General features: G+C 62.8%; 23 protein-coding genes. 11 read left to right on the top strand and 12 right to left on the bottom strand.

What is annotated here, in order from left to right; genetic code table 11:
- Window positions 1-4: 4 nt before the first annotated feature.
- Window positions 5-388: a DoxX family protein gene (locus tag CHC01_RS23825; protein ID WP_089266824.1), complete on the bottom strand. Its 384-nt coding sequence runs from the start codon at window positions 386-388 to the stop codon at window positions 5-7.
- Window positions 389-621: 233 nt separating this feature from the next.
- Here CHC01_RS23825 and CHC01_RS23820 point away from each other — a divergent pair, with 233 nt between their 5' ends.
- Complete coding sequence (locus CHC01_RS23820) at window positions 622-954, top strand: winged helix-turn-helix transcriptional regulator (RefSeq protein ID WP_478116329.1); 333 nt, start codon at window positions 622-624, stop codon at window positions 952-954.
- A 17-nt stretch (window positions 955-971) separates the two neighbouring features.
- Here CHC01_RS23820 and CHC01_RS23815 read toward each other — a convergent pair whose 3' ends face one another.
- The gene (locus tag CHC01_RS23815) at window positions 972-2,156 is read right to left on the bottom strand and encodes a PepSY-associated TM helix domain-containing protein (protein ID WP_089266823.1); all 1,185 of its coding nucleotides are present in this window, start codon (window positions 2,154-2,156) and stop codon (window positions 972-974) included.
- A gap of 343 nt (window positions 2,157-2,499) precedes the next feature.
- On the opposite strand from CHC01_RS23815, the gene tldD reads away from it, so the two are divergent.
- The 4 genes from tldD to CHC01_RS23795 are packed head-to-tail and all read left to right on the top strand — an operon-like array spanning window position 2,500 to window position 5,267.
- Window positions 2,500-3,927: a metalloprotease TldD gene (tldD, locus tag CHC01_RS23810; RefSeq protein WP_089266822.1), complete on the top strand. Its 1,428-nt coding sequence runs from the start codon at window positions 2,500-2,502 to the stop codon at window positions 3,925-3,927.
- Window positions 3,924-4,700, top strand: a complete 777-nt coding sequence (gene lepB / locus CHC01_RS23805; protein WP_089266821.1) for a signal peptidase I — start codon at window positions 3,924-3,926, stop codon at window positions 4,698-4,700. Before tldD ends, lepB begins: the two co-directional genes overlap by 4 nt.
- Window positions 4,701-4,716: 16 nt before the next feature.
- Entirely contained in the window at window positions 4,717-4,914 is a 198-nt protein-coding gene (locus CHC01_RS23800; RefSeq protein WP_089266820.1) for a nucleotidyltransferase family protein, read from the top strand.
- Entirely contained in the window at window positions 4,911-5,267 is a 357-nt protein-coding gene (locus tag CHC01_RS23795) for an MmcQ/YjbR family DNA-binding protein (RefSeq protein WP_089266819.1), read from the top strand. The genes CHC01_RS23800 and CHC01_RS23795 overlap by 4 nt, the downstream gene beginning before the upstream one ends.
- Here the strand turns inward: CHC01_RS23795 and CHC01_RS23790 are convergent.
- The 5 genes from CHC01_RS23790 to CHC01_RS23770 form a co-directional block, all read right to left on the bottom strand.
- Window positions 5,258-5,749 carry a hypothetical protein gene (locus tag CHC01_RS23790; RefSeq protein WP_089266818.1) on the bottom strand — a complete coding sequence of 164 codons (492 nt, stop codon included), beginning with the start codon at window positions 5,747-5,749 and terminating at the stop codon, window positions 5,258-5,260. The two genes, CHC01_RS23795 and CHC01_RS23790, sit on opposite strands and share 10 nt — an antisense overlap.
- 10 nt (window positions 5,750-5,759) lie before the next feature.
- Window positions 5,760-6,119, bottom strand: coding sequence for a DUF6152 family protein (locus CHC01_RS23785; protein WP_089266817.1), 360 nt, complete (start codon window positions 6,117-6,119; stop codon window positions 5,760-5,762).
- A gap of 27 nt (window positions 6,120-6,146) precedes the next feature.
- Window positions 6,147-6,662, bottom strand: a complete 516-nt coding sequence (locus CHC01_RS23780; RefSeq protein ID WP_089266816.1) for a PAN domain-containing protein — start codon at window positions 6,660-6,662, stop codon at window positions 6,147-6,149.
- 149 nt (window positions 6,663-6,811) lie between these two features.
- Window positions 6,812-8,182 carry a glutamate--cysteine ligase gene (locus CHC01_RS23775; RefSeq protein WP_089266815.1) on the bottom strand — a complete coding sequence of 457 codons (1,371 nt, stop codon included), beginning with the start codon at window positions 8,180-8,182 and terminating at the stop codon, window positions 6,812-6,814.
- A 96-nt stretch (window positions 8,183-8,278) separates the two neighbouring features.
- Window positions 8,279-8,779 (bottom strand): MarR family winged helix-turn-helix transcriptional regulator, encoded by a 501-nt coding sequence (locus tag CHC01_RS23770; RefSeq protein ID WP_068732586.1) that lies wholly within the window; start codon window positions 8,777-8,779, stop codon window positions 8,279-8,281.
- Window positions 8,780-8,904: 125 nt separating this feature from the next.
- Here CHC01_RS23770 and gstA point away from each other — a divergent pair, with 125 nt between their 5' ends.
- On the top strand, window positions 8,905-9,519 hold the full coding sequence (gstA, locus tag CHC01_RS23765; RefSeq protein ID WP_089266814.1) for a glutathione transferase GstA: 615 nt from the start codon (window positions 8,905-8,907) through the stop codon (window positions 9,517-9,519).
- A 237-nt stretch (window positions 9,520-9,756) separates the two neighbouring features.
- On the opposite strand, the gene CHC01_RS23760 is transcribed toward gstA, so the two are convergent.
- From CHC01_RS23760 to CHC01_RS23745, 4 genes are all read right to left on the bottom strand, one after another.
- On the bottom strand, window positions 9,757-11,973 hold the full coding sequence (locus CHC01_RS23760) for a 3-hydroxyacyl-CoA dehydrogenase NAD-binding domain-containing protein (protein ID WP_089266813.1): 2,217 nt from the start codon (window positions 11,971-11,973) through the stop codon (window positions 9,757-9,759).
- Window positions 11,974-11,985: 12 nt separating this feature from the next.
- Window positions 11,986-13,194: an acetyl-CoA C-acetyltransferase gene (locus tag CHC01_RS23755; protein ID WP_068732581.1), complete on the bottom strand. Its 1,209-nt coding sequence runs from the start codon at window positions 13,192-13,194 to the stop codon at window positions 11,986-11,988.
- A 157-nt stretch (window positions 13,195-13,351) separates the two neighbouring features.
- A complete protein-coding gene (locus tag CHC01_RS23750; protein ID WP_089266812.1) occupies window positions 13,352-15,142 on the bottom strand; it encodes an acyl-CoA dehydrogenase C-terminal domain-containing protein in 1,791 nt (596 codons plus the stop codon).
- Window positions 15,143-15,240: 98 nt separating this feature from the next.
- Complete coding sequence (locus CHC01_RS23745; protein ID WP_089266811.1) at window positions 15,241-15,627, bottom strand: nuclear transport factor 2 family protein; 387 nt, start codon at window positions 15,625-15,627, stop codon at window positions 15,241-15,243.
- A 77-nt stretch (window positions 15,628-15,704) separates the two neighbouring features.
- On the opposite strand from CHC01_RS23745, the gene CHC01_RS23740 reads away from it, so the two are divergent.
- The 5 genes from CHC01_RS23740 to CHC01_RS23720 all read left to right on the top strand — a co-directional run bounded on the left by CHC01_RS23740 (window position 15,705) and on the right by CHC01_RS23720 (window position 22,776).
- Window positions 15,705-16,292 carry a TetR/AcrR family transcriptional regulator gene (locus CHC01_RS23740; RefSeq protein ID WP_349636628.1) on the top strand — a complete coding sequence of 196 codons (588 nt, stop codon included), beginning with the start codon at window positions 15,705-15,707 and terminating at the stop codon, window positions 16,290-16,292.
- A gap of 227 nt (window positions 16,293-16,519) precedes the next feature.
- A complete protein-coding gene (locus tag CHC01_RS23735; protein WP_089266809.1) occupies window positions 16,520-19,927 on the top strand; it encodes a tetratricopeptide repeat protein in 3,408 nt (1,135 codons plus the stop codon).
- A gap of 118 nt (window positions 19,928-20,045) precedes the next feature.
- Window positions 20,046-20,861 (top strand): COG3904 family protein, encoded by an 816-nt coding sequence (locus tag CHC01_RS23730; RefSeq protein ID WP_244558495.1) that lies wholly within the window; start codon window positions 20,046-20,048, stop codon window positions 20,859-20,861.
- 215 nt (window positions 20,862-21,076) lie between these two features.
- Window positions 21,077-22,006: a sulfite exporter TauE/SafE family protein gene (locus tag CHC01_RS23725; RefSeq protein ID WP_089266808.1), complete on the top strand. Its 930-nt coding sequence runs from the start codon at window positions 21,077-21,079 to the stop codon at window positions 22,004-22,006.
- Window positions 22,003-22,776 (top strand): TIGR02186 family protein, encoded by a 774-nt coding sequence (locus tag CHC01_RS23720; protein WP_089266807.1) that lies wholly within the window; start codon window positions 22,003-22,005, stop codon window positions 22,774-22,776. Before CHC01_RS23725 ends, CHC01_RS23720 begins: the two co-directional genes overlap by 4 nt.
- Before the next feature lie 126 nt (window positions 22,777-22,902).
- On the opposite strand, the gene CHC01_RS23715 is transcribed toward CHC01_RS23720, so the two are convergent.
- Complete coding sequence (locus CHC01_RS23715) at window positions 22,903-24,207, bottom strand: NRAMP family divalent metal transporter (protein WP_089266806.1); 1,305 nt, start codon at window positions 24,205-24,207, stop codon at window positions 22,903-22,905.
- Window positions 24,208-24,215: the final 8 nt, after the last annotated feature.

The raw sequence follows: 24,215 nt of genomic DNA, 5'->3' as shown, positions 1-24,215 counted from the left end.
CTCGCTACCTGAGGATCATGCTGCGCTTGGCGTAAGCCACGATACCGCTCAATGCGAGCAGCACGATCGCTGGAATCGGCGAACCGCCAATGACAAACACATGCGTAAAAATCGCACCGATCATGATGCAGCAGAGGAGGATCGCGCCAAACGCGACCGTTGAGGGAATGATGATCAGGACCGCTCCGAGGATTTCGAGCGTGCCGGTCAGATAGCGGAACCATTGCCCAAGACCGATATGTTCGAACTCCTCGACGAGCATCGGCACGCCGTAAAGCTTGGCAGTCCCCGCAGCGGCGAACGCAAGAGCGAGCAAGCCCCTGACGGCCCAGAGACTGATGGAGGTCCAGCGCCGCGGCGCTGGCGAGGTGACGGAAGACGATGACATGGGCAGCTCCGAAGATGGTCAAAACGGTTTCGGCGGCGCGGCTGACGGCAAAGTCTGCTTCAGATCCACGGCGCGCTTTCGAAGCACAAATTTCGGCAGTAAGATGAAAAAGACAAGTAGAATGCTTTTTCTGAGATAGTATGAAAAACATGACTAATAGAAAAACAGACGATATCGCGCTCCCCGAATGTCAGCAGGGCCGGGAAGTCGAAGATTTTCATCGGGCGCTGGGGATGATTACCGGCAAATGGAAATGTGAAATCCTCTGGCAACTGGTCCAGAACAAACACCGGTTCGGAGAATTGCAGCGAGCGATTCCGAATGTGACGCAACACATGCTGACGACACAACTACGCGATCTCGAGTCCAACGGACTCGTCAAGCGCACGGTCTTCGCCGAGATACCTCCGAGGGTGGAATATGAAATCACGGAATCGGCGAGAGCGCTCAGGCCGGTCTTTGACGAACTGTTCCGATGGTCGCAGGCGCATTTCTCTGCGATGCAGGCCCGATCCGCGACCTCATCCGGCTCCGACGAGAGCGCAGCGCCCCTGACTCATCCTTGATCCGGGAACGGAGCTGCTTACTCGCCGGGCACCAGGTTGACCGCATGACGGCGCCCGGGCTTCGATGCCGCGCGCAGGCGGCGGCGCGAGAAATACAGGATGAAGCCGGTCACGGTGAACAGCGGCATCAGGGCCGCGGCCAGCAAGAACACGATGCGGCCGGGCAGCCCCAGGAATGCACCGGTGTGGATGTGCAGCACCGCGGCCAGAATGCGCTCACCGAATGTCTTGTCGTTGTAGAGCTCTGCCGACACCATGCGGCCGGTCACGCCATCGATGCGGAAATCGTCGCGCGCTTCATCGAATGACGCATCCTTTGCCACCGAGCGGATACGCACGACACTGCCCGGTTCGTTCGGCACCTGCATGATCGCCATCGCATAGCGGCTGCCCTGATCAGCCAGAAACGTCGACCAGACCTTGTCGAGTGACGGAGTCGCAGGCGCATCAGCGGCAGGTGCTTTGGCGCCCCCCTTTGCTGCGCGCATTGCCGGCGCACTCGCAGCGGGCTTGCTCGACAGCAGCCAGGTCGCGCTGGCCTTGTACCAGTCGAACGACCACCAAAGGCCGGTGAGAATGGTCACCAGATAGACCGGCAGCAACCAGGTGCCGACGACGCTATGCAGCGACCTGTGAAACGGACGGCCGGGCATCGCCAGATTCGGCTTCATCCAGGCCTTGATGCTGCGGACACGGCGCGGCCAGCGCAGCACCATCCCGGAGATCAGCAACACGAACAGGCCAAGCACGGCGACGCCGGTGATCAGACGGCCATAGCCATTGCCGTTACCGGGCAGCAGCAGAAAGCGATGCAGGTTGCGCAGCGTCGCGAAAAAGCCCTCCCCCTGCATCGCCGAGATGACGCGGCCATCATAGGGATCGACATAGACCGACGAGCGCTCCCCAGTCTCGCTGCGGGCAAAGCGCATCCGCACCGCCGTGCCTGGCTCGCTCGAAAAGACGATGAGACCAACCTTGCCCGCCCCCGGCACCGCCTGAACCCGCGCCACCAGCTCATCAGGTCCGAGCACAGGTGCGGGCCGCGGATCCACCTTCGTCACATCGCGATTCAGCGCAGCGACGATTTCGTCCTCGAAGCTCAGCATGGCGCCGGTCAGCCCGATCAGGCCGAGGATCAGCGAGATCGCCAGGCCGATGATGGAATGGACTTGCAGGAATGCGGATTTGGTTCGTGAGGCCATGAAAAGCGATAATTGCCAGAAGAGATTGGTCCTGCAAGGAATACCGTTCACACAGGATGGTGCTCGGAGGTCTACCGCACCGCAGCCTGAGGCGCATCGGAGCGCAGTTTGTAATAGCTCCAAGGTAGCCCCATCATCGCTGGCACGGTTGCCCCCAGAGGATCTCGCCCCGGCGATGTGCAGGCCTCCCTTTTTGTCAAAACAGCACCTATCTTGGTTTCAATCGCCTGTTTCGCCGCAGGTTACGCCATTGTAAGGCGACCCATCCCCGGGTTGTCGCTACAAATTGAAATCGTGGCCCCGCGCCTGGCGCCGGGGCCGCGCCGCTGACATTGGAGCCTGCATGACCAGCCCAGCCACCACCTCCCTGATCGACCGCGCCAATCTGGACCGCGACGAGGTTCGCCGCGAGCTCATGCGGGGGCTTCAGGGAGCTGACGATGGCGAGCTGTTTCTTGAATACAGCCAGTCCGAGGCGCTTGGCTTCGACAACGGCCGGCTGAAGCAGGCGACCTACGACACTGCGCAGGGTTTTGGCCTCCGCGCCGTCAAGGACGACGCCGTCGGCTATGCGCATTCTTCCGACGTCTCGATCCCGGCGCTGATCCGTGCGGCTGATGCGGTCAATGCGGTCCGTGGCGGCTATGCGGGCACCTTTGCCGCAGCGCCTTCGCACACCAATGTGCGGCTCTATAGTGACGACAATCCGCTGGACGCGCCGGGCTTCGAGGCCAAGGTCAAGCTGCTGGCCGAAATCGACGCCTATGTGCGCGACAAGGACCCGCGCGTCCGCCAGGTCTCGGTCTCCCTCGGCGCCACCTGGCAGGTGGTCGAAATCCTGCGCCCGGACGGCGAGAGCTATCGCGACATCCGTCCGCTGGTGCGCGTGAACATTTCCGTCGTGGCCGGTCAGGGCGATCGGCAGGAAAGCGGCTCGAAGGGCTATGGCGGCCGCGAGGGCTATGCGCGCTTCATCGAGAGCGGGTCGTGGCGCACGGCAGCCGACGGCGCGCTGCGCGAGGCGCTGGTGAATCTCGAATCGATCCCGGCCCCTGCCGGCGAAATGGATGTGGTGCTCGGCCCCGGCTGGCCCGGCGTGATGCTGCATGAAGCCGTCGGCCACGGACTCGAAGGCGATTTCAACCGCAAGCAGACCTCGGCTTTCGCCGGTCTGATGGGTCAGCAGGTTGCCGCCAAGGGTGTGACTGTCGTCGATGACGGCACCATCTCGTCACGCCGCGGCTCGCTGTCCATCGACGACGAAGGCACGCCCACCAATCGCACAACGCTGATCGAGGACGGCATCCTGGTCGGTTACATGCAGGACCGCCAGAACGCGCGGCTGATGGGCATGAAGCCAACCGGCAACGGACGCCGTCAGGGCTATGCCCATGTGCCGATGCCGCGCATGACCAACACCTACATGCTGGCCGGCCAGCGCGATCCCGCGGAGATTCTGGCTTCGGTGAAGAACGGCATCTATGCGGTGAACTTCGGCGGCGGCCAGGTCGACATAACCTCCGGCAAATACGTGTTTCAGTGCACCGAGGCCTACAAGATCGAGAACGGCAAGATCGGAGCGCCGCTGAAAGGCGCGATGATGATCGGCAACGGTCCGACCGACCTGCACCGCATCAGTATGATCGGCAACGATCTCGCCCTCGATGACGGCATCGGGACTTGCGGCAAGCACGGCCAGGGCGTGCCGGTCGGCGTCGGTCAGCCGACTTTGCGCATGGACAAGGTGACCATCGGAGGAACGGGCCAGTGACCACGGATACGGAAACCACAACCGTCGCATCGACTGCAAAGCGCTGGTCCGGCCAGCTGGCACAGATCGTCGCGATTGTCGGCATCGTCTTCGTGGCCAAGGGCGCCCTCGCCGAACCGTTCTATGTGCCGTCGGCCTCCATGGAGCCGACGCTTCTGATCGGCGATGCATTGCTGGCGACCAAGTTTCCCTACGGCTACTCAACAGCCTCGCTGCCGATCCATGTCTCCCTTCCCGAGACCGGCCGCGTCTTCGCGACCACGCCGAAGCGCGGCGATGTCGTGGTGTTTCGCTGGCCCGGCGATCGCTCCCAGGTCTGGGTCAAGCGTGTGATCGGCCTGCCCGGCGACCGCGTCGAACTGCGCGGCGGTCAGGTCTGGCTTAATGGCGTCGCGACGTCGGTGAAGGCCGACGGCATCGGTGCCGCGGAAGACGATAGCGGCGGCTCCGAACCAGCGCATCGTTATGTCGAAACCCTGCCCGGCGGCGTGTCGCATCCGATCTTCAAGCTGCGTGACAACGGCCGCCTCGACAACACGCCGGAAGTCGTCATTCCCCCTGACCACCTGTTCGTGATGGGCGACAACCGCGACAACTCCGCCGACAGCCGCGTACCGGTGTCGCAAGGTGGTGTCGGCCTGCTGCCGATGGATAACCTCGTCGGCCGCGTCGATGCCATTGTCGGCTCATGGGATCTCGGCATGCGCAGCCAGCCGGTCACCAACTGGCTATCGGGCTTCCGCATGGCGCGGTTCTTTACCGGGGTGCATTGAGCACCGCGACAACAGCATGCGCACAGCAGATTTCATTTCCGCTGTGCTGCGTAATCCAGTCCATGACGCACTATTCCGCCGGCTGAACGAAGTCGTTCTCCCGGACGCCTGGATCGTCGCCGGTTGTCTGACGCAAACGGCGTGGCCCGAACTCAAGCTTCAACCTCCGGAAGTTTGGCATCTCGACATGACCGGCGAGGCGGGACCGCGATGACGTTCGAAGATATCCGCACACTCGCGCGCGCTTGGCCCGAAGTAGACGATGGCACTTCCTACGGTACACTGGCTCTCAAGGTGCGCAAGAAACTGCTGGTCCGACTAAAGGAAGACGGCGACTCGCTGGTGATGCCCGGCGTTCCGCGGGACGAGCGCGACATGCTCGTCGAGAACGAACCGAATATCTTCTATTTCACCGATCACTATCGCGATTATCCGATGGTGCTGATCCGCCTCTCCAAGGCGAAGCGCGCTCTGGTCGAACCGCTGTTGCGACGACAGTGGCTGGCGCTGGCCTCGAAGGCCGCGCGCAAGGCGTTCGAGACCGAAGGCTCTTCCCGTCAGAAATAGGCAATCGCGCGGCCGCATATGGCGACCGCGAACCAGATGGCGATTGATGCTAGCGCGCCTTGCCGCGCACCCGCAGGCATCGGTGACAGCGGCGGCAACGCTGCGATCCTCGGCACGATGATCGCCTCAACCCAGACGACATTGAGTAAGCCCAGCGCGATCAGAGCCGCCTTGATCTGAAACACGCGGTTCAGCACGACATGACTCGCTTCGGCGGTAAACAGAATGCCGCCGGTGAGCACGAGGCCGAGAAATCCGGCAATGGCAAAACGGCGCGCCCTGCGCAGCAGCGGACCGGGCGCCGTTGCAGCCAACCCGCCCGCGAGCCGGACATCCATCACCGCAATGGCACCGGCGAAGAACATCAGCGCAACGATGTGGCCGACATTGGCGGACATATAGAGCCAGCGCGATTGCCGGATCGCAGCGCCAATTGCGGACGCTTCCATCGCCATGAAGATCGCGGGCGCCCCCTCGGTCATGGGCCTGGCGCTATCGCAATTCGTAGGTTTTGCCGTCCACGGTGATGCGTTCGGCGCGCATCTCGTCTTTCTCGACGGTGGATGGATAGCCGAAGGCCGAGACCGTCTTGCCGACAGCCACGATATCGGCGGATGCCCCGCGCGCCGTCATGCGGGAGGTCGGCGCAAGAGTGACGGTCCAGGCCTTGTCGGACCCCTTGATCACGATGGTCGCATGCGGGTTCTCGAATTTGCTGTTTTCGACAGGACCGTTCACGGTGACCGGATTGGCGGCGTCGTAACTGCCCCAACCGTGATGGGCGACAGCGGCGACCGTCGTACCAGCAATCAGCAATCCAGCGTATGTCAGTGCGGGCAGGAGACGCGTCATGGCTCAACTCCCTTTATTGCCGGAATGCTACCTCACAACGCCCGAGATGAAACCCGGTTTTCGCCGCGGCGGCTTGATGTCGTTCTTCAGGAAGCAGCGCGCATTCTTGCCGGCATAACCGGGCCGCGCAAAGGTCCAGGCGCGGCATTTATTGTCGCCCTGGCAGGCATCGCGGCAGGCATCGCCGTGTTCGGCCTTGTCGTCGTTCTTGATCTCGAACGAACGATAGTCGCCGCCAAAACGATCTGTCGAGGTTTCCACCGGACCGGTGCGCGGCTCGATGACGCCGGCGCCACGCACGCCGGAGACGCAGCAATAGCTCTCGACCCGCGGCGGCACCTTGTCTTTCAGCCAGCACACCGCGTTTTCGGAATTATCGCTCGGATAGTTGAAGCTCCAGGCACGACACTTCTTGTCGCGCTCGCAGATCAGCGCGCATTCCGCGGGATCGCCGGACAGCGAGACCGAGCGCGAATAGTCACCGCCGGGACGATCGAAATTGGTTTGCGCCTGGGCTGGCGTAACGGCTGCGAGCAACAGCATGGCGAGGGCTGTCAGACACGCTCTGAACAGGTTCCTCGGCATGCGGGATGACTTTCAGCGGTTTGCAAACGGCGTAAGAAGGACGCCATTGGAACGCCGATCACCTGTACCGCCGATGAACGGATTTTCAGCTTCGCCAAGCCGCTGATCTAGAAGCAGTATTCCTTATAGGCGGGCGCCACCGAGCCACCCCAGGCGCCATGGAACCTGTCGAGCATCTGCTCGGCCGGAGTCTTTCCGGAATCCAGAATCCGATCGAGTGCCTCCAGATGGCGGGACTCATCGCGGCCGTGCGCGTCGAGCTTGCCGCGCCGGCGCAGGCCGCCATGGGCGAGCAACAGACACTCCTTGGCGATTTCGAACAGATACCGATCCTTGATCTTCGCCTTGAAGCCCAACTTCGGCACATCGTCGCGCAACGCCTGTCGCTCCGCCGCAGTCCAGTTCTTGACGATATCCCAGGCCGCATTGAGGGCGCTGTCATCATAAAGCAATCCGACCCAGAACGCCGACAGTGCCGGCAAACGATCCGACGGCACTCCATCGGCGCCGCGCATTTCGAGATAACGCTTCAGGCGAACTTCCGGGAAAATCGTCGAGAGATGATTGGCCCAGTCCGAGAGAGTGGGACGCTCGCCGGGTATCTTTTCGTTCTTGCCCGCGAAGAAGTCGCGGAACGACGAGCCGGACACATCGATATAGGTATCGCCGCGCTTGACGAAATACATCGGAACATCCAGCGCGTAATCGACCCAGCGCTCGAAGCCCATGCCGTCTTCGAACGCCCACGGGATCATGCCGGAGCGGGCATTGTCGGTGTCGCGCCAGACTTCGGACCGGAACGACAGGAAGCCGTTCGGCTTGCCTTCGGTGAATGGCGAATTGGCGAACAAGGCGGTCGCGATCGGCTGCAGCGCCACGGAAACGCGCAGCTTCTTGACCATGTCCGCTTCCGAGGAGAAGTCGAGATTGGTCTGCACCGTGCAGGTCCGGTACATCATGTCCAGACCGTACTGGCCCACTTTGGGCATGTAGTTGGTCATGATCTTGTAGCGCCCCTTGGGCATCACCGGAATCTGCGCGCGTGACCAGGAGGGCGTAAGACCGAGACCCAGAAAGCCGATGCCGAGCGGCGTCGCCACTTCGCGCACCTGCGCCAGATGCGCCATCAATTCGGACTGCGTCTGGTGGACTGTCTCCACCGGCGCGCCCGACAATTCAAACTGGCCGCCGGGCTCAAGCGAGATTGCGCCGCCGCCGGTGACGTCATAGAGGCCGATGATATTGCCGGCTTCCATGATCGGCTCCCAGCCGAGCAGATGCTTCATGCCGTCGAGCACCGCGCCGATGCCGCGCGGGCCTTCGTAAGGCACGGGATTGTGACCAGCGAGCGTGAACGGCGTCTTCTCGTGTTCGGTCCCGATGCGGAATTCCGATGGCGGCTTCACGCCCGCCGCCAGCCACGCCACGAGTTCGTCGCGCGACTGCAGCGGCGTCATATCGATTTGGTCACGCGCCATGGAAATTCCGAATGAAAGGCGCTGCAATCTGTTGCGCGCGGTGTCGGGAACGCCCGCGGCCCGTGCGGGTCGCGAACGCAGGCAAAAATTTAAGGTTCATCGCGCCGGCGCGGCGTCTCTGGCGGCCGGCGATGTCACTGTCGATGCCGCTTCTTGGCACGCGCAGCCGAGCCGGTCGAGCAGGCCGCACAGTTTTGCTGCATCTGCGTCGGACAGTTTCGAGCCGACATGTTTCTCGATCGCCGTTGAATAGGCGCAGCCCATCTTCTTGTGCAACTCGCGCCCGGCAGCCGTGATCTCGACGAACAGGCCGCGCTTGTCCATCTTGCATTCGCGGCGTGCAGCCAGGCCTTCGTCGACCAGACGATCGATCAGCCGCGATGTCGAATATTGCGGTATCAGCATCTGCTTTTCGAGCTCGACCGGGCGCATCTCGCCGGTCGGCGAGCGCGACAACTCGGCCAACGCGTCGTACCATGCGAGCGGCGGAAAACCGGCGCGCTTGAGGTCCTGCTCGACGCCGTCCAGCACCCGGCTCTGGATTCGCATCAGGCGGATCCAGGCGGCTGTCGCCTCGGTGGAAGGTTTACGTTTCATGGCTCAGTCCAAATGGTGGCGGCACCCTAGCCCACTTGATGCAGCTGCATCAATCTTGACTCTTTCATGCATATGCATTTAGTCACCCGCGTGGTTAAACCAATGTCCTCAGGGAGGAATTTTCGATGAAGCTGTATTATTCGCCAGGCGCCTGTTCGCTCTCGCCTCATATCGCACTTCTCGAAGCTGGCCTGCCTTACGATCTCGTGAAGGTCGACCTCAAAGCCAAGAAGCTGGAAAATGGCGACGACTATCTCGCCATCAACCCCAAGGGCCAAGTGCCGGCCCTCGGCCTCGACAGCGGTGCGCTCGTGACCGAAGGTCCGGTCATCGTGCAGTACATCGCCGACCAGGCTGCTGCCAAAAATCTGGCGCCGGCCCATGGTAGCGATGAGCGCCGTCAGCTGCAGGAATATCTTGGCTTCATCAATGGTGAGCTGCACAAGAACTTCAGCCCGCTGTTCCAGCCGGTGTTCGATGACGAGGTAAAGGGCTTCTTCAAGACCCGCCTGATGGGCAAATTCAAATATCTCGATGGCCAGCTCGCAGGTAAGGACTACCTGCTGGGCAAGGATTTCAGCGTCGCTGACGGCTATCTGTTTGTCATGCTGAAATGGGCCGACCGGATGAGCATCGATCTCTCCGAATTCAAGAACCTGATGACCTACAAGGACCGCGTCGCTGCCCGCCCGCAAGTGCAGGCCGCGCTGGAAAAGGAAGGCCTGATGAAGGCGGCGTAAGCTGCTGGCATCGCGCTGAAATACGAAAGGGCCGGATCAATGATCCGGCCCTTTTTGTTTGTGTTGGATGCCGCGTTGATCACCACACGATAGACTTGGCGCTGTCGTCCCCTCTCCCCTTGCGGGAGAGGGTTAGGGAGAGGGGTGACCGCAAATCGCGACGCCCGAGTTCTGGACACCCCTCTCCCCGACCCTCCCCCGCAAGGGGGGAGGGAGCATTACGGTCCGTGCTATCGACTACGCCGCCGCGAGCTTCTTCGGCGGGAAGCGGCCGTAGAAGGTCTCGCCCTTGGCGGCCATTTCTTCGAGCAGCTTCGGCGGCGTGAAGCGGGAGCCGTATTTGGCTTCAAGCTTGTGACAGAGCTCGACGAACTTCTTGGTGCCCATGAAGTCGATATAGCTCAGCGTACCGCCGGTGAACGGCGCGAAGCCGAAGCCGAGGACCGAGCCGACATCGGCTTCGCGCGGATCGACGATCACGTGATCCTCGACGGTGCGCGCGGCTTCCACCGCCTGCACCACCAGGAAGCGCTGTTTCAGCTCCTCGACATCGAGCGTATCGGGATCGACCGGTTTCGGCAGCAACGGTGCGATGCCTTTCCAGAGAGCCTTGGAGCCCTTGCCCTTCGGCGGATACTCGTAGAAGCCCTTGCCGTTCTTGCGACCGAAGCGCTCCTGCTTCTCCACCATCTCGACGATCAGCTTCTTCTGCGCCTGATCGACGGCCTGCAAACCCAGATCGGCTTCGGTGGCCTTCATGATCTTCAGCACCAGATCGAGCGCGATCTCGTCCGACAGCGACAGCGGCCCGACCGGCATGCCGGCCATCTTCGCGGTGTTCTCGATCATCGCCGGCGGCACGCCTTCGAGCAGCATTTCCAGGCCCTCGGCCGTAAAACGCAGCACGCAGCGATTGGCGAAGAAGCCGCGGGAGTCATTGACGACAATGGGCGTCTTGCCGATGACGCGAACGTAGTCGAGAGCGGTGGCGAGCGCGACATCGCCGGTGTTCTTGCCGACAATGATCTCCACCAGCATCATCTTCTCGACCGGCGAGAAGAAGTGGATGCCGATGAACTTGGACTGGTCCGCGAACTCTTCGGCGAGCGAGTTGATCGGTAGCGTTGAGGTGTTCGACGCGATGATCGCGCCTTCCTTCAGCAACGGCTGCACCTTCTTGTAGATCTCTGCCTTCACGGCACGATCCTCGAACACGGCCTCGATAACGAGGTCGCAGTCTTTGATCACATCGAAATCGGCAGTCGCGGTGATCTTCGCCAGCAGCGCGGTCTTGTCCGCCTCCTTGGCGCGTCCCTTGGCGATCAGCCCATCGATGGCCGCGATGCAATGACCGAGGCCCTTGTCGGCGCTGGCCTGATCGCGATCGATCAGCACGACATCCATGCCGCCGCGTGCAGAGACGAAGCCGACTGACGCACCCATGAAGCCGGCACCGATGACGGCGAGCTTCTTGACCTTGGTCGGCGGCACGTTCTGCGGACGACGCGCACCCTTGTTGAGCTCCTGCATCGACAGGAACAGGCTGCGGATCATCGCCGCCGCTTCCTTGGTCTGCAGGATATGCGCGAACTGACGGGACTCGACGCGCAGCGCCGCATCCATCGGCAGCTGCAGGCCTTCATAGACGCACTGCATGATCGCGCGGGCCGCCGGATAATTGTCGAAGGTCTCGCGGCGATAGATCGCGTTGCCCGCGGGGAACATCATCATGCCCTGCTTGGAATAGACGGGGCCGCCGGGCAGCTTGAAGCCCTTCTCGTCCCAGGGCGCGACAGCCTTGCCGCCAGCCTTGATCCACTCTTTCGCGGCCGAGATGAGATCGGCTAATGGCACCACCGCGCCGACGATGCCCATCACCTTCGCCTTGACGAGATTGATCGCGTCGCCCTTCAGCAGCATCTGCATCGTGTCTTGCGGCTGCAGCATGCGCGCGAGGCGCTGGGTGCCGCCGCCACCTGGGAACAGGCCGACCTTGATTTCGGGCAGGCCCAGACGCGTCTTCGGGTTTTCAGCCGCAACGCGATAGTGGCAGGCCAGCGTCAGTTCGAACGCGCCGCCGAGCGCGAGGCCGTTGATGGCCGCGACCCATGGCTTGCCGGAGGTCTCAATCTTGCGCAGCGTTAGCGACAGCTTGCGGCTCTCGTCGAACAGCATCTGCTGCGCGGCTTCCTCGCCCTTAGCAGCCCTGGTCTCGGCGAACACCTTGCCCATGCCTTCAAGCATCGACAGGTCGGCACCGGCCGAGAAAGCTTCCTTGCCGGAGGTGATGACGACGCCCTTCACGGCGGCATCCGCAGTGGTCTGATCGACGATCGCGCCGAGTTCCTCGATGGTCGCTACGTCGAGCACGTTCATCGAACGGCCTGAGATGTCCCAGGTGACGAGCGCGATGCCATCGGCGTCGGTCTCAACCTTGAAATTCTTGAAGGTCATGTTGGCCGCTCCTTACACGCGTTCGATGATGGTGGCGGTGCCCATGCCGCCGCCGATGCAGAGGGTGACGAGGGCCGTCGATTTGTTGGTGCGCTCGAGTTCGTCCAGCACAGTGCCGAGGATCATCGCGCCGGTGGCGCCGAGCGGATGGCCCATGGCGATGGCGCCGCCGCAGACATTGATTTTCTCATTGTCGATATCGAAGGCCTGGATAAAGCGCAGCACCACCGAGGCGAAGGCTTCGTTGAGCTCGAACAGATCGATGTCCGACAGCTTCATGCCGGAACGCTCCAGCACCTTCTTGGTGACGTCCACCGGACCGGTGAGCATCATCGCCGGCTCGGAGCCGATATTAGCGAAGGCGCGAATCTTCGCGCGCGGCTTCAAGCCCGCCTTCTTGCCGGCCGCCTCGCTGCCGAGGAGCACGGCGCCAGCGCCATCGACGATACCCGACGAGTTGCCGGCGTGATGGACATAGTTGACGCCTTCGATTTCCGGATGCGACTGGATCGCCACGGCATCGAAGCCGCCCATCTGCGCCATCGTCACGAAGGACGGCTGCAGCGCGGCCAGTGACTGCATCGTCGTGGACGGACGCATATGCTCGTCCTTGGCCAGAATGGTGAGGCCGTTGATGTCCTTCACCGGAATGACCGAGTTCTTGAAGCGACCTTCGTCCCAGGCCTTGGCAGCGCGCTGCTGGCTCTGCACCGAATAGGCGTCGACGTCGTCGCGGGAGAAACCGTATTTGGTCGCGATCAGATCCGCCGACACGCCCTGCGGCATGAAATAGGCGGGCACAGCGATCGAGGGATCGACCGGCCAGGCACCACCAGCCGCGCCGATACCGACGCGGCTCATGCTCTCAGCGCCGCCGCCGATGGTCATGTCGTGCTGGCCAGACATGATCTGCGCCGCGGCGAAGTTCACAGCGTCGAGGCCGGAAGCACAGAACCGGTTGATCTGGATGCCCGGGACGTCGTTGCCATAGCCGGCCGACAGCGCAGCCATGCGCGCGATATCGCCGCCGGCTTCGCCGACCGGATCGACCACGCCGAGGATGACGTCATCGATAGTGCCCGGCTGCAGGTTGTTGCGCTCCTTGAGCGCCTTCAGCGGCGCAGTGGCGAGCGCCAGCGCGGTCACCTCATGCAGCGAACCATCGGCCTTGCCGCGGCCGCGCGGCGTGCGAACGTGATCGTAGATATATGCCTCGGGCATTCATTCTCTCCCGGTTGTCGGATAGTTGATCTATCGGCTCGTCATTGCGAGGAGCACTTGCGACGAAACAATCCAGTCTTCGCTTGTGGCTTTCTGGATTGCTTCGCTGCGCTCGCAATGACGGCGTGAATTGGTGATGACGGAGTACTTATTAGTCTCAGAACGCTTCCGCAGGAAGCTCCATCGTCGTCGCGCTTCCGGTCTGGATGCGGGCGAGATGGAGTGCGGTTTCGGGCAACATCCGCTCCATGAAGAAGCGGCCGGTGACCAGCTTGGTGGTCAGATAGGGTGTCGCGCCATCAGTGGCAATCTTGTCCTGCGCCACCTTGGCCATCTTCGCCCACATATAGGCGAAGGCGGTGAGGCCGAACAGTTGCATGTAATCGGTCGCGCCGGCACCGGCGTTGTCGGGCTTCATCATGGCATTGTTCATCAGCCACATGGTCGCCTGCTGCAGATGACCGAGCGCATTCGAGAGCGGATCGATGTAAGGCTTCATGGCTTCGTCAGCGCCATGCTCCTTCGCAAATGCGCCGACCTCGCCGAAGAACGCCATCGCGGCACGGCCGCCATCGCGCGGCAGCTTGCGGCCGACCAGATCGAGTGCCTGGATGCCGTTGGCGCCTTCATAGATCATGGCAATACGCGCGTCGCGCACGAACTGCTCCATGCCCCATTCGGCGATATAGCCGTGACCGCCGAACATCTGTTGCGCGGACACCGCGTTGGCAAAGCCGCCATCAGTGAGCACGCCCTTCAGCACCGGGGTCATCAGGCCCATGTGATCATCAGCGGCCTGACGCTCCTTCGGATCGTCCGAACGATGCGCGACGTCGCTCTTCAGCGCGGTCCACACCACCATGGCGCGGGCAGCTTCATTGAAAGCGCGGATGGTGAGCAGCGTGCGGCGCACATCGGGATGCACCATGATCGAATCGGCCGGCTTGTCCGGCGACTTCGGCCCCGTCAGCGAGCGACCCTGCAGGCGGTCCTTCGCATAGGCGACCGCGTTCTGATAGGCGACTTCGGACTGCGCGAGGCCCTGCACGGCAACGCCGAGGCGGGCTTCGTTCATCATCACGAACATGCCCTGCATGCCCTTGTTCTCTTCGCCGATCAGCCAGCCGGTGGCGCCGTCGTAATTCATCACGCAGGTGGAGTTGCCGTGGATGCCCATCTTGTGCTCGATCGAGCCGCACATCACGCCGTTGCGTGCGCCGATCGATCCATCGGCATTGACCATGAACTTCGGCACGACGAACAGCGACACGCCCTTGATGCCGGCTGGTGCGCCCTCGATGCGGGCCAGCACCAGATGGATGATATTGTCGGCAAGATCGTGCTCACCGGCCGAGATGAAAATCTTGGTGCCGGAAATCTTGTAGCTACCGTCCGCCTGCGGCGCGGCCTTGGTGCGCAAAAGACCCAGATCCGTGCCGCAATGCGGCTCGGTGAGGTTCATGGTGCCGGTCCATTCGCCGGCGACCATCTTCGGCAGGAACATCGACTTCTGCTCGGGCTTGCCGTGCACGATGAGTGCTGCGGTCGCGCCCATGGTGAGGCCGCCATACATCGAGAACGCCATATTGGCGGAGATCTGGAATTCGGCAACGGTCTGCGACAGCGTCACCGGCAGGCCCTGGCCGCCGAATTCAGCGGGAGCCGAGAGGCCGAGCCAGCCACCCTCGGCGACCTGCTTGTAGGCTTCCTTGAAGCCTTTCGGCGTGGTCACGCTGCCATCATCGTTGCGCTTGCAGCCTTCGAGATCGCCGACGCGATTCAGCGGCTGCAGCACTTCTTCGCTGAGCTTGGCGGCTTCGCCCAGAATCGCCTCGCGCACATCGGCGGACGCGTCAGCAAAGCCGGGCAGATTGTTGTAGCGATCGAACTGAAACACGTCGTTGAGCAGGAAGCCGACGTCTTCGAGCGGGGCTTTATAGCTGGGCATGGAATTCTCTCGGTTTGAATTCAATTGATCGGATGATACGGCGCCGCCGTGTCAGATTTACGCAATTGTTATCGGAGATGAAGCAGGCAGCTGGCGGCTCATTGCCGCGCCAATTCCTCGCCCATCAACCGGTGCAACAGGTTGATGGCCTTGAGCGGCCTGACCATCACCTTGAAGTGGGTAATGCGGCCATCAGCGGCGAAGGTGATCATGTCGACGCCATTGATTTTGATGCCTTCGATCTCGTTCTCGAATTCGAGCACCGCGCCGTTGTCGCTGCGCCATTCGCCTTTGTAAGCGAAGCCAGCGCCACCCAGCACTTTCTCTGCAGTCGTCAGATACTTGAACACGATCTCACGGCCCCGCTGCGGCGCATGCACGACCGGGCTTTCGAACACGGCGTCCGGATGCAGCAGGTCCCACAGCATCGCCCGATCATGAGACCGCATGAAGCTGTACCATCTATCGAGGCCGCTCACGCTCATCGGCTCTCCCTCCCGCATCGGGCACTGTTCTGCCAGCGCCGCTCCATACACTTCTGCATGGACGTTAACGCCAGAGCGTGGATTTCGTCAATACACATGTGTATGGTCGGGGAATGGATGACCAACTGACCAAAGACCGCCTGACCCGCTCGGCCTGGCTCGACCACGGGCTGAGGATCCTCGCGCGGCAGGGCGCCGACGCGCTGAAGGTCGGTGCGCTGGCCACAGGCCTGAATGTGTCCCGCGGCAGTTTCTACTGGCATTTCAAGGATATATCTGAATTTCGACTGCAGCTTCTGCAGCGCTGGCAGGAGCGGACGACCGATCAGGTGATCGAGGGGATCGACGCCTCGGTCGCTGGCGCCGCACGTCTGACCCACCTGATGAAGCTCGCTTTCAACGAAGACCGCAGCCTGGACCGCGCCATCCGCGCCATGGCCTCGACCGACACAGACGTCGCCAAAATGGTCGCCTCGGTGGATGCCAGGCGGGTCGGCTATATGGCGAAATGGTTGATTGAGGCCGGGGTGGAAAGCCAGCGGGCGCTGCCCCGCGCCGAGTTTCTCTATTGGGCCTATATCGGCCAGTCCGCGGTGATGGATCCGCGCCACAGCGCCATCACCGAACTGGATGTCGACGATTTGAGTGCGCTGTTTACGCGCTGACGCCAAAGGCAGAGACATCCGATCCTACCTGCAAATCGGCGCAAGTGTATCGTCGGGTTAACTTTTAAGGCCCGCTCGACCCGATCCTTAACCCGTTATTTACCCTAACCCTGAAAAGTCCGGATCAGAGGCAGACGACCCGCGCACGTTACGATTGTCTTCACAATGGGACGCGCGGGGGAGGCTGCAGGCGCTGGTGGGCGTCAAGCTCGGAACCGGACCAAAGCATGAATTCGCGCGTATCGTGGAGTGTTGACGGGATTGAGCCATCGGTTCGCGAGCGGGCCGAAGCTGCGGCGCGCCGTGCCGGCATGTCGCTGGGCGACTGGCTGAACTCGACCATCGGCGAAGCTCCCCCGCGCTATAACTCCCCCAACGCACGCCCGCGCGACCAGGAACGCCCCCTTACCCCGCGCGCAGCGCTGCCGCAGCGCGACGCTGCCGATGTCGTCGAAATCCACGAGCGGCTCGACGCCATTGCCCGCCAGATCGAACTATTCTCGAAGCCTGCACAACGCAGCAGCGAGCCCGGCGTCGCGCGCCAGCTCAATGATGCGATTTCACGGCTCGATGCGCGCCTGTCGCAGATCAGCGAGCCCACATATCGCCCCGCGCCGCCGCCGCAACAGCCGCGCATCGATATGGTCGAGCGCGCCGCCAATCAGGTCTATAGCGCCTCGCCGCCGATCGATCCGTTCTCGCTGGACTTCGCCATTGCCGAGATCGCCGCCCGTCAGGGTGAGCTCGATGGCACGCCGCGCATGGCCCCGCGCAACGCGCCGCCCATTGCACCGTCCTTCGTGCAGCCTCCTTATGCGCAGTCCGCCATGCCACCGCAGAGCTTCATGCCGGATATGTCCGGCCTGGAGCGGCAGCTGTTCCAGATCACCACAAAGATCGATGCGCTGCAGCGCCCGGACAATAATATCGAGCAGTCGATCGCGGCCTTCCGCGGCGAACTCGCCGACATCCGCAACGTCATCACCGAAGCGATGCCGCGTCGCGCGATTGAATCAATCGAGAACGAGATCCGTGAACTCGGCCGCCGCATCGACGACAACCGCCATAGCGGCATCGACGGCGACGTACTGGCCAATCTCGAACGCGCACTCGCCGACATCCACAAGACGTTGACCACGCTGACGCCAGCCGAACAGCTCGCCGGCTTCGACGAGGCGATCCGCAATCTCGGCGGCAAGATCGACTTGATCGTGCGCTCGAGCAACGATCCCGGTACCATGGAGCAGCTGCAGGGCGCGATCACCGCGCTGCGCGCCATCGTGTCCAACGTCGCCTCCAACGAAGCGCTCGGCCGTCTCAGCGACGACCTGCAGACGCTGTCGTCGAAGGTCGATCAGCTCGCACGCGCCGACAACAGCGATTCATTTGCCGCGCTCGAAGCGCGCATCATGACGCTGACGGCGGCGCTGGAAAATCGCGATCGCCCGGCTGTCATGGCCAGCTCGGATCATCTGGAAACCGCATTGCGGACGCTGTCCGAGCGTCTCGACCATATGCCGGTGGGCAATGACTCGTCGTCGGCCTTCGCGCATCTCGAACAGCGCGTCTCCTATCTGCTCGAGCGGATGGAGAACATCACCGATACGCGCGGCAACAATCTCGGCCGCGTCGAGGACGGGCTGCAGGACATCCTGCGCCATCTCGAACGCCAGCAGTCGCTGTTCGCCGCGCTGGACAATCCCCGCAGCAAGGCGTCATCGATCGATCCAGGCCTGGTCGACACGATCAAGCGCGAACTCTCCGACATGCGCTTCAGCCAGTCGGAAACCGACCGTCACACGCAGGATTCGCTGGAAGTCGTTCACTCGACGCTCGGCCATGTGGTCGATCGCCTCGCAAGGATCGAGGGCGATCTGCGCGCGGTCAGCGCCGCGCCTGCCAAGCAATCCGCGCCCGTTGCAACACCCGCTCCGACCTCGCGCCCGGCAACCGCACCAGCCGTTTCGGTGCCGGCTCCGACGCGCCCGCAGATGCCCAATCCGGTGAAGCCACAGGCTGCGCCGTCGCAGGTCGAGGTGCGTCCGCCGCAGGTTCACTTCGATGCCGCGCCGCGCGACTTCGCGGCAACTGCGATCTCGCACGAACCGGCATCGGCCTTCCCGATGCCGAAGGCGATCAGCGACATTCTCGATCCTCCGCCCGCGCCAAAGCCAGTCGCGCAGTCTGCATCCGCTGCTGAGCGTCCGTCGCCGCGCCCGATGGTTGACCCGGCGCTGCCACCAGATCATCCGCTCGAACCCGGCACGCGTCCGCAGGGCCGCGGCGCATCGCCATCCGAACGCATCGCCGCGTCGGAAGACGCGATCAGCGAAATCGCCGTCGATGCCCCCAAACAGGCCACCGCGTCGAGTTTCATTGCTGCCGCACGCCGCGCCGCACAGGCTGCAGCCGCAACCGGCAACGACAAATCGAGGTCTGACAAATCCAGGGCCGACAAATCGAAGGCCACCAGACCTGGGCCGCAGCTCGCCGATAGCGAAAAGTCATCCTCCACGATCGGCTCGAAGATCCGCTCGCTGCTGGTCGGCGCCAGCGTGGTCGTGATCGTGCTCGGCTCGTTCAAGATGGCGATGACGCTGCTGGACAGCGGCTCGCCGGCGCCGGTGGCCGAGAATATTCACTCGGCACCGCCGCTGCAGCTGAACGCGCCCGAGCCGGCCGAGGCCCTGACCAAGCCCGCCGCTCCGGTGCCTGCCACCCCGTCGATGACATCACCCACCCCGATCGGCAAGCAGTCGCTGATCGCACCGCCGCCCGCCGCCGTCGAGCCTGCGCCGCAGCCAGTGCCACAGGCCGCGCCTGTGCCATATGTGTCGCCCGATGTGACCGGCAGCATTGCCGCGCCGCAGGCCAGTGCCGCCGGGCCGGTGTTGCCGTCGAGCGGTCAGAAGATCACCACAGCCTCGATCCCCGCCGGCGAGCGCCTGCCCGAGACCATCGGCAGCACCGCGTTGCGCAACGCGGCGCTCAAGGGCGACGCCTCTGCTGCGTTCGAAATCGGCGTCCGCTATGCCGAAGGCAAGGGCGTAGCGCAGAACTACGACGAAGCCGCCAAGTGGTATGACCGCGCGGCGCAGGCCAATGTCGTGCCGGCCATGTTCCGCCTGGGCGCGCTGTTCGAGAAGGGCCTCGGCGCGAAGAAGGATCTAGACGTCGCCCGCCGCTATTACGTGCTCGCCGCCGACCGTGGTAACGCCAAGGCGATGCACAATCTCGCCGTGCTCGATGCCGACGGCGGCACCAAGGGCGCCAACTACAAGAGCGCGTCGTACTGGTTCCGCAAGGCAGCCGATCGGGGCGTCGCCGACAGCCAGTTCAATCTCGGCATCCTCTATGCCCGCGGCATCGGCGTCGAACAGAACCTTGCCGAGAGCTTCAAGTGGTTCAGCCTCGCCGCCTCCCAGGGCGACGTCGATGCCGGCCGCAAGCGCGATGACATCGCCAAGCGCCTCGATCCGCAGTCGCTGGCCGCGGCCAGGCTGGCGGTCCAGACTTTCGCACCGGAAGGCCAGCCCGAGGACGCCATTAACGTGGCCACTCCCGCGGGCGGTTGGGATGCTGCGCCGGCACAGGTCGGGGCGAAAGCATCGATGGGCAAGCGAGCTGCGCGCTAAGACAGATTTTTCTGGACCGTCGGATCGAACCGGCGGTCTTATTTCCTCAACAAACCTTCAGCAGACTTGCCGCGGTGAAGTGCGCGCCGAGCCGGATTGAACGACGAGGAAAACTGGTTTGTCTTTTCGAAATGACGACACATCGGGGGACGCGGAACGCCCATCAGGGATTCCTACGGTCAACCCCTGGGCCGCACGTCCCGCCGAGCCGTCTGCCCCACCGCAGCCCCCGCTGCCCGAGCCACCGCGCAGCAAATGGTTCAACTGGCCCTCGGTCGCATTCGCGGTCGTAATATTCGGCGGTATCGGCGCGCAGGCCTATCAGGAGCTCTCCAAACCGGAGGCCTGGGCCTATTGGAAAGACCTCTATATCTCGCCGAGCATGGCGTCTTCGGAGGTCGGAAGTCTCGATCCGGACAATTCGGGCCGCGGCCGCCCGGCGCTGGCGATCACGGGCGAGATCGGGCCGGCCACTGCGAGCTGGTTTCGCGAAAAGCTCGATGAAGCCAAACTCGCGCCCGGCGATACCGTGCTGCTGTCGTCTCCGGGCGGAAATGTCGGCCAGGCCATCATCATGGGCGAGATCATCCGTGCGCGCGGGCTGACCACCGCCGTGGGCACGGTGGATTCGGCCGGCCGGATCAAACCGTCCTACTGCGCCAGCGCCTGCGTGATGACCTATGCGGGCGGCAAGGCCCGCATAGGCGTCGAGGGCTCGCGGCTGGGCGTCCACCGCTTTGTATCTCCCAAGCCGGGCGCTGACCCCACCGCATCGGCGCAGCGCACCATGGGCTATGTGCTGAACTACATGACCAAGATGGGCGTCGCCTCGTCGGTCGTCGAGGCCATGTCAGCCACCGAGAAAATTCGCTGGCTCGGCACCAGCGAGGCCGCCGCCATGAACCTCGTCACCGATCCGGCCAGGAAGTCGTGATACCCCCGGCCCGCGCCTGGGCCAACAAAATTTACCACCTTGAAAGGTGCCTCATCGGTAGAGGCGGAAAACCGCGCCTTTACCGAATTCTTTAATCCCATCAACGAACGATATCGTCTAAGACGGGGACGCGGCTCGCAATCCGCGCCGCCTCCAGAACCACGCCATGAGCGGTTTCGGCCCAACTCAGGGCCAGAATTCCGAAGCGAACGCGCGTGCAACTGTATCTCCCGATCGCCGACATTCCGATCAATGTGTTGCTCATCCTGGCGATGGGCGCTGCGGTCGGCTTCGTCTCCGGCATGTTCGGGATCGGCGGCGGCTTCCTGATGACACCGCTACTGATTTTCGTCGGCATCGCCCCCGCGGTATCGGTCGCGTCAGTGGCAAGCCACATTGCAGCCTCGTCTTTCTCCGGTGCGCTGTCCTACTGGCGACGCCGCGCCATCGATCCCGCGCTTGCGACCGTCCTTCTGACCGGCGGCGTGGTCGGCACGGCGCTCGGCGTGTGGGCCTTCACGCAGCTGCGCAATCTCGGCCAGCTCGACCTCACCATCTCGCTGTCCTATGTGATCCTGCTCACCGCCGTCGGCAGCTTGATGTTCTGGGAGGGCCTGCGCGCGCTGCTGCGGCTCAGGCGTGGCGATCCCGTGAACTTGCGCCGGTCCGGCAGCCATAGCTGGGTTCACGGCCTGCCGCTCAAGATGCGGTTCAAGCGCTCCAAGATCTATCTCTCGGTGATCCCGGTGATCGCCGTCGGTCTCCTGATCGGCTTCATCGGCGCCGTGATGGGCATCGGCGGCAGCTTTATCCTGATCCCGATCCTGATCTACTGGCTGCGCATTCCGACTTCGACGGTCATCGGCACATCTATGGTGCTGACGCTGGTCACCATGGTGATCGCGACATTGCTGCACGCCGTCACCAATCATCTGGTCGATGCGGTGCTGGCCCTCATCCTGATGGTCGGCGGCGTCACCGGCGCACAATTCGGCGCCCGCGCCGGGCAGAAGATTCGCGGCGAGCATTTGCGCCTGCTGCTGGGCCTGCTGATCCTGGCGGTCGGCGTCCGCTTCGCGGTGGAACTGGTCGTTCGCCCCGCGGATCTGTTCACGATCCGCGATACCGGAGGCGTCGCTCCATGATACGCGCGCTCCCGATCATCGCCGCACTCGGCATCGGAATGCTCGCCCCGGCCCGCGCCGAACAACTGATCGTCTCGGTGTCGAACCATCGCGTGACCGTGACGCCGAATTATGCCGGCGAGGAACTGGTGCTGTTCGGGGCTGTCGAGAAAGACGACAAGACACCGCCCGGCCGCAACAACTACAATCTCGTCGTCACCGTCAACGGACCGCGCACCGACCTCATGACCCGGCGCAAGGAGCGCCGCTTCGGCATCTGGATTAACACGGATTCGCGCCAATTCCTGCAGGTGCCGTCCTATCTCGCCGTGTTTTCCAACCGTCCGATGGACGCCATAGCGCCTGCCGACGTACAGCGCCGCCAGCAGCTCGGAATCAATAACATCCTGCTGACCCAGCGCGTCGGCACCGACTATGCCGACGTTGTGGCGACCGACCCGTTCCGGAGCGCCTTTGTGCGACTGCGCAAGGAGCATGGACTGTATCGGGAGGAGACCTCAGCGGTGACATTCCTGACACCGACGCTGTTCCGAACCAGCATTCCGCTACCCGCCGAAGTGCCCATCGGAACCTACGATGTCGAGATCAAACTGTTCGCCGACGGTGCGCTGATCTCGAAAGCGGAGACGGCGTTCGATATCGTCAAGGTCGGCTTCGAGCAGTTCGTCGCCAATGCCGCGCGCAATCACGGTTTCATCTACGGACTGCTCACCGCCGCGATGGCACTGATGTCCGGCTGGGCGGCATCGATCGTATTCAGGCGGGACTAACTCTACTCTCACCACCGTCATTGCGAGGAGCCCTTGCGACGAAGCAATCCAGTCTTCCTTCGCTTGTGGCCTTCTGGATTGCCGCGTCGCTTCGCTCCTCGCAATGACGGTTGAGGATTCTGCGCGCTACAAAAATATCCCCACCACCATCGCCACCACACTGATAGCCATTGCTGCAGTCGACAGCCAACCGAGCCAGTGCAGCGGCCCCTTGATCACAAAATCGCCCATCACATCCTTGCGGCACGACATCACCATCAGCAGCACCATCACCGGCACGGCGAGCACGCCGTTGATGACGGCGCTCCAGTACAGCGCCGAGATCGGGTTGATCGAGGTGAAATTCAGCGCGATCCCGATCGCCGCGGACAGTGCCAGAACCGAGTAGAACGCCACGGCCTCGCGCGGCTTGCGATCAAGGCCGACCAGCCAGCGCTGACCTTCGCCCACAGCATAGGCAGTCGAGCCTGCGAGCACCGGGATCGCCAGCAGACCCGTGCCGACGATGCCCAGCGCAAATATCCATTCCGCGAATACTCCGGCGATCGGACGCAAGGCTTCAGCCGCCTGCGCCGAGGTCTCGATATCCGTCTTGCCTGAGGCATTGAGCGTGGCCGCAGCCGTAATGATGATCGACAGCGCGATCAGGTTGGAGAACGCCATGCCGACGATCGTGTCGGCCCGAATGCGCGAAAACTCCATCGCGGCACCAATCGGCCTCTCGATCAACGGAGCTTTGGCGGGATCGATACGTTCGTCCTCCGCCTCCTGCGAGGCCTGCCAGAAGAACAGATATGGCGAAATCGTCGTCCCGAGAATGGCGACTATGGTGGTGAGATACGAGCCGCTCCAGGTGATTTGCGGCAGCAGGATGCCTGTGAGAGCCGCGCTCCAGTCGACCTTCACGACCGCAAGCGCGGCGACATAGGAGAACAGGCAGAGCGTCAGCCACTTCAGCACCGAGACGTAGCGCTTGTAGTCGAAGAAAATCTGCGCGCCGACCGAGAGCGCGCCGAACAGAACGACATAGATGATGCCGTGACCGCCAACGAGCAGCTTGGTGGCGTCGGCCATCGCGCCGAGATCGGCCGCTATATTGATAGTATTGGCGATGAACAGCAGCGACACGATGAGATGCAGCAGCGACGCCGGATAGTGCCGGCAGACATTGCCGGAAATGCCACGACCGGTCACGCTACCGACGCGTCCGGAAATTTCCTGGATTGCGACCATCAGCGGGAAGGTCAGCAGCATGGTCCAACCGATGCCGTAACCAAGTTGTGCCCCAGCCTGACTATAGGTGCCAATGCCGGACGGATCATCGTCGGAAGCGCCGGTGATCAGACCAGGACCAAGCCGTTTCAGAAAGCCTTTCGGACCAGTAGCTTCTCCCTCCTGATCATCAGGCTTCTCGCTGGACTGGTCCGACATCTGATCCC

This window comes from Tardiphaga sp. OK246 (genome assembly GCF_900188215.1).
GTDB lineage: Bacteria > Pseudomonadota > Alphaproteobacteria > Rhizobiales > Xanthobacteraceae > Tardiphaga > Tardiphaga robiniae.
This window is presented reverse-complemented; position numbering and strand designations above follow the sequence as displayed.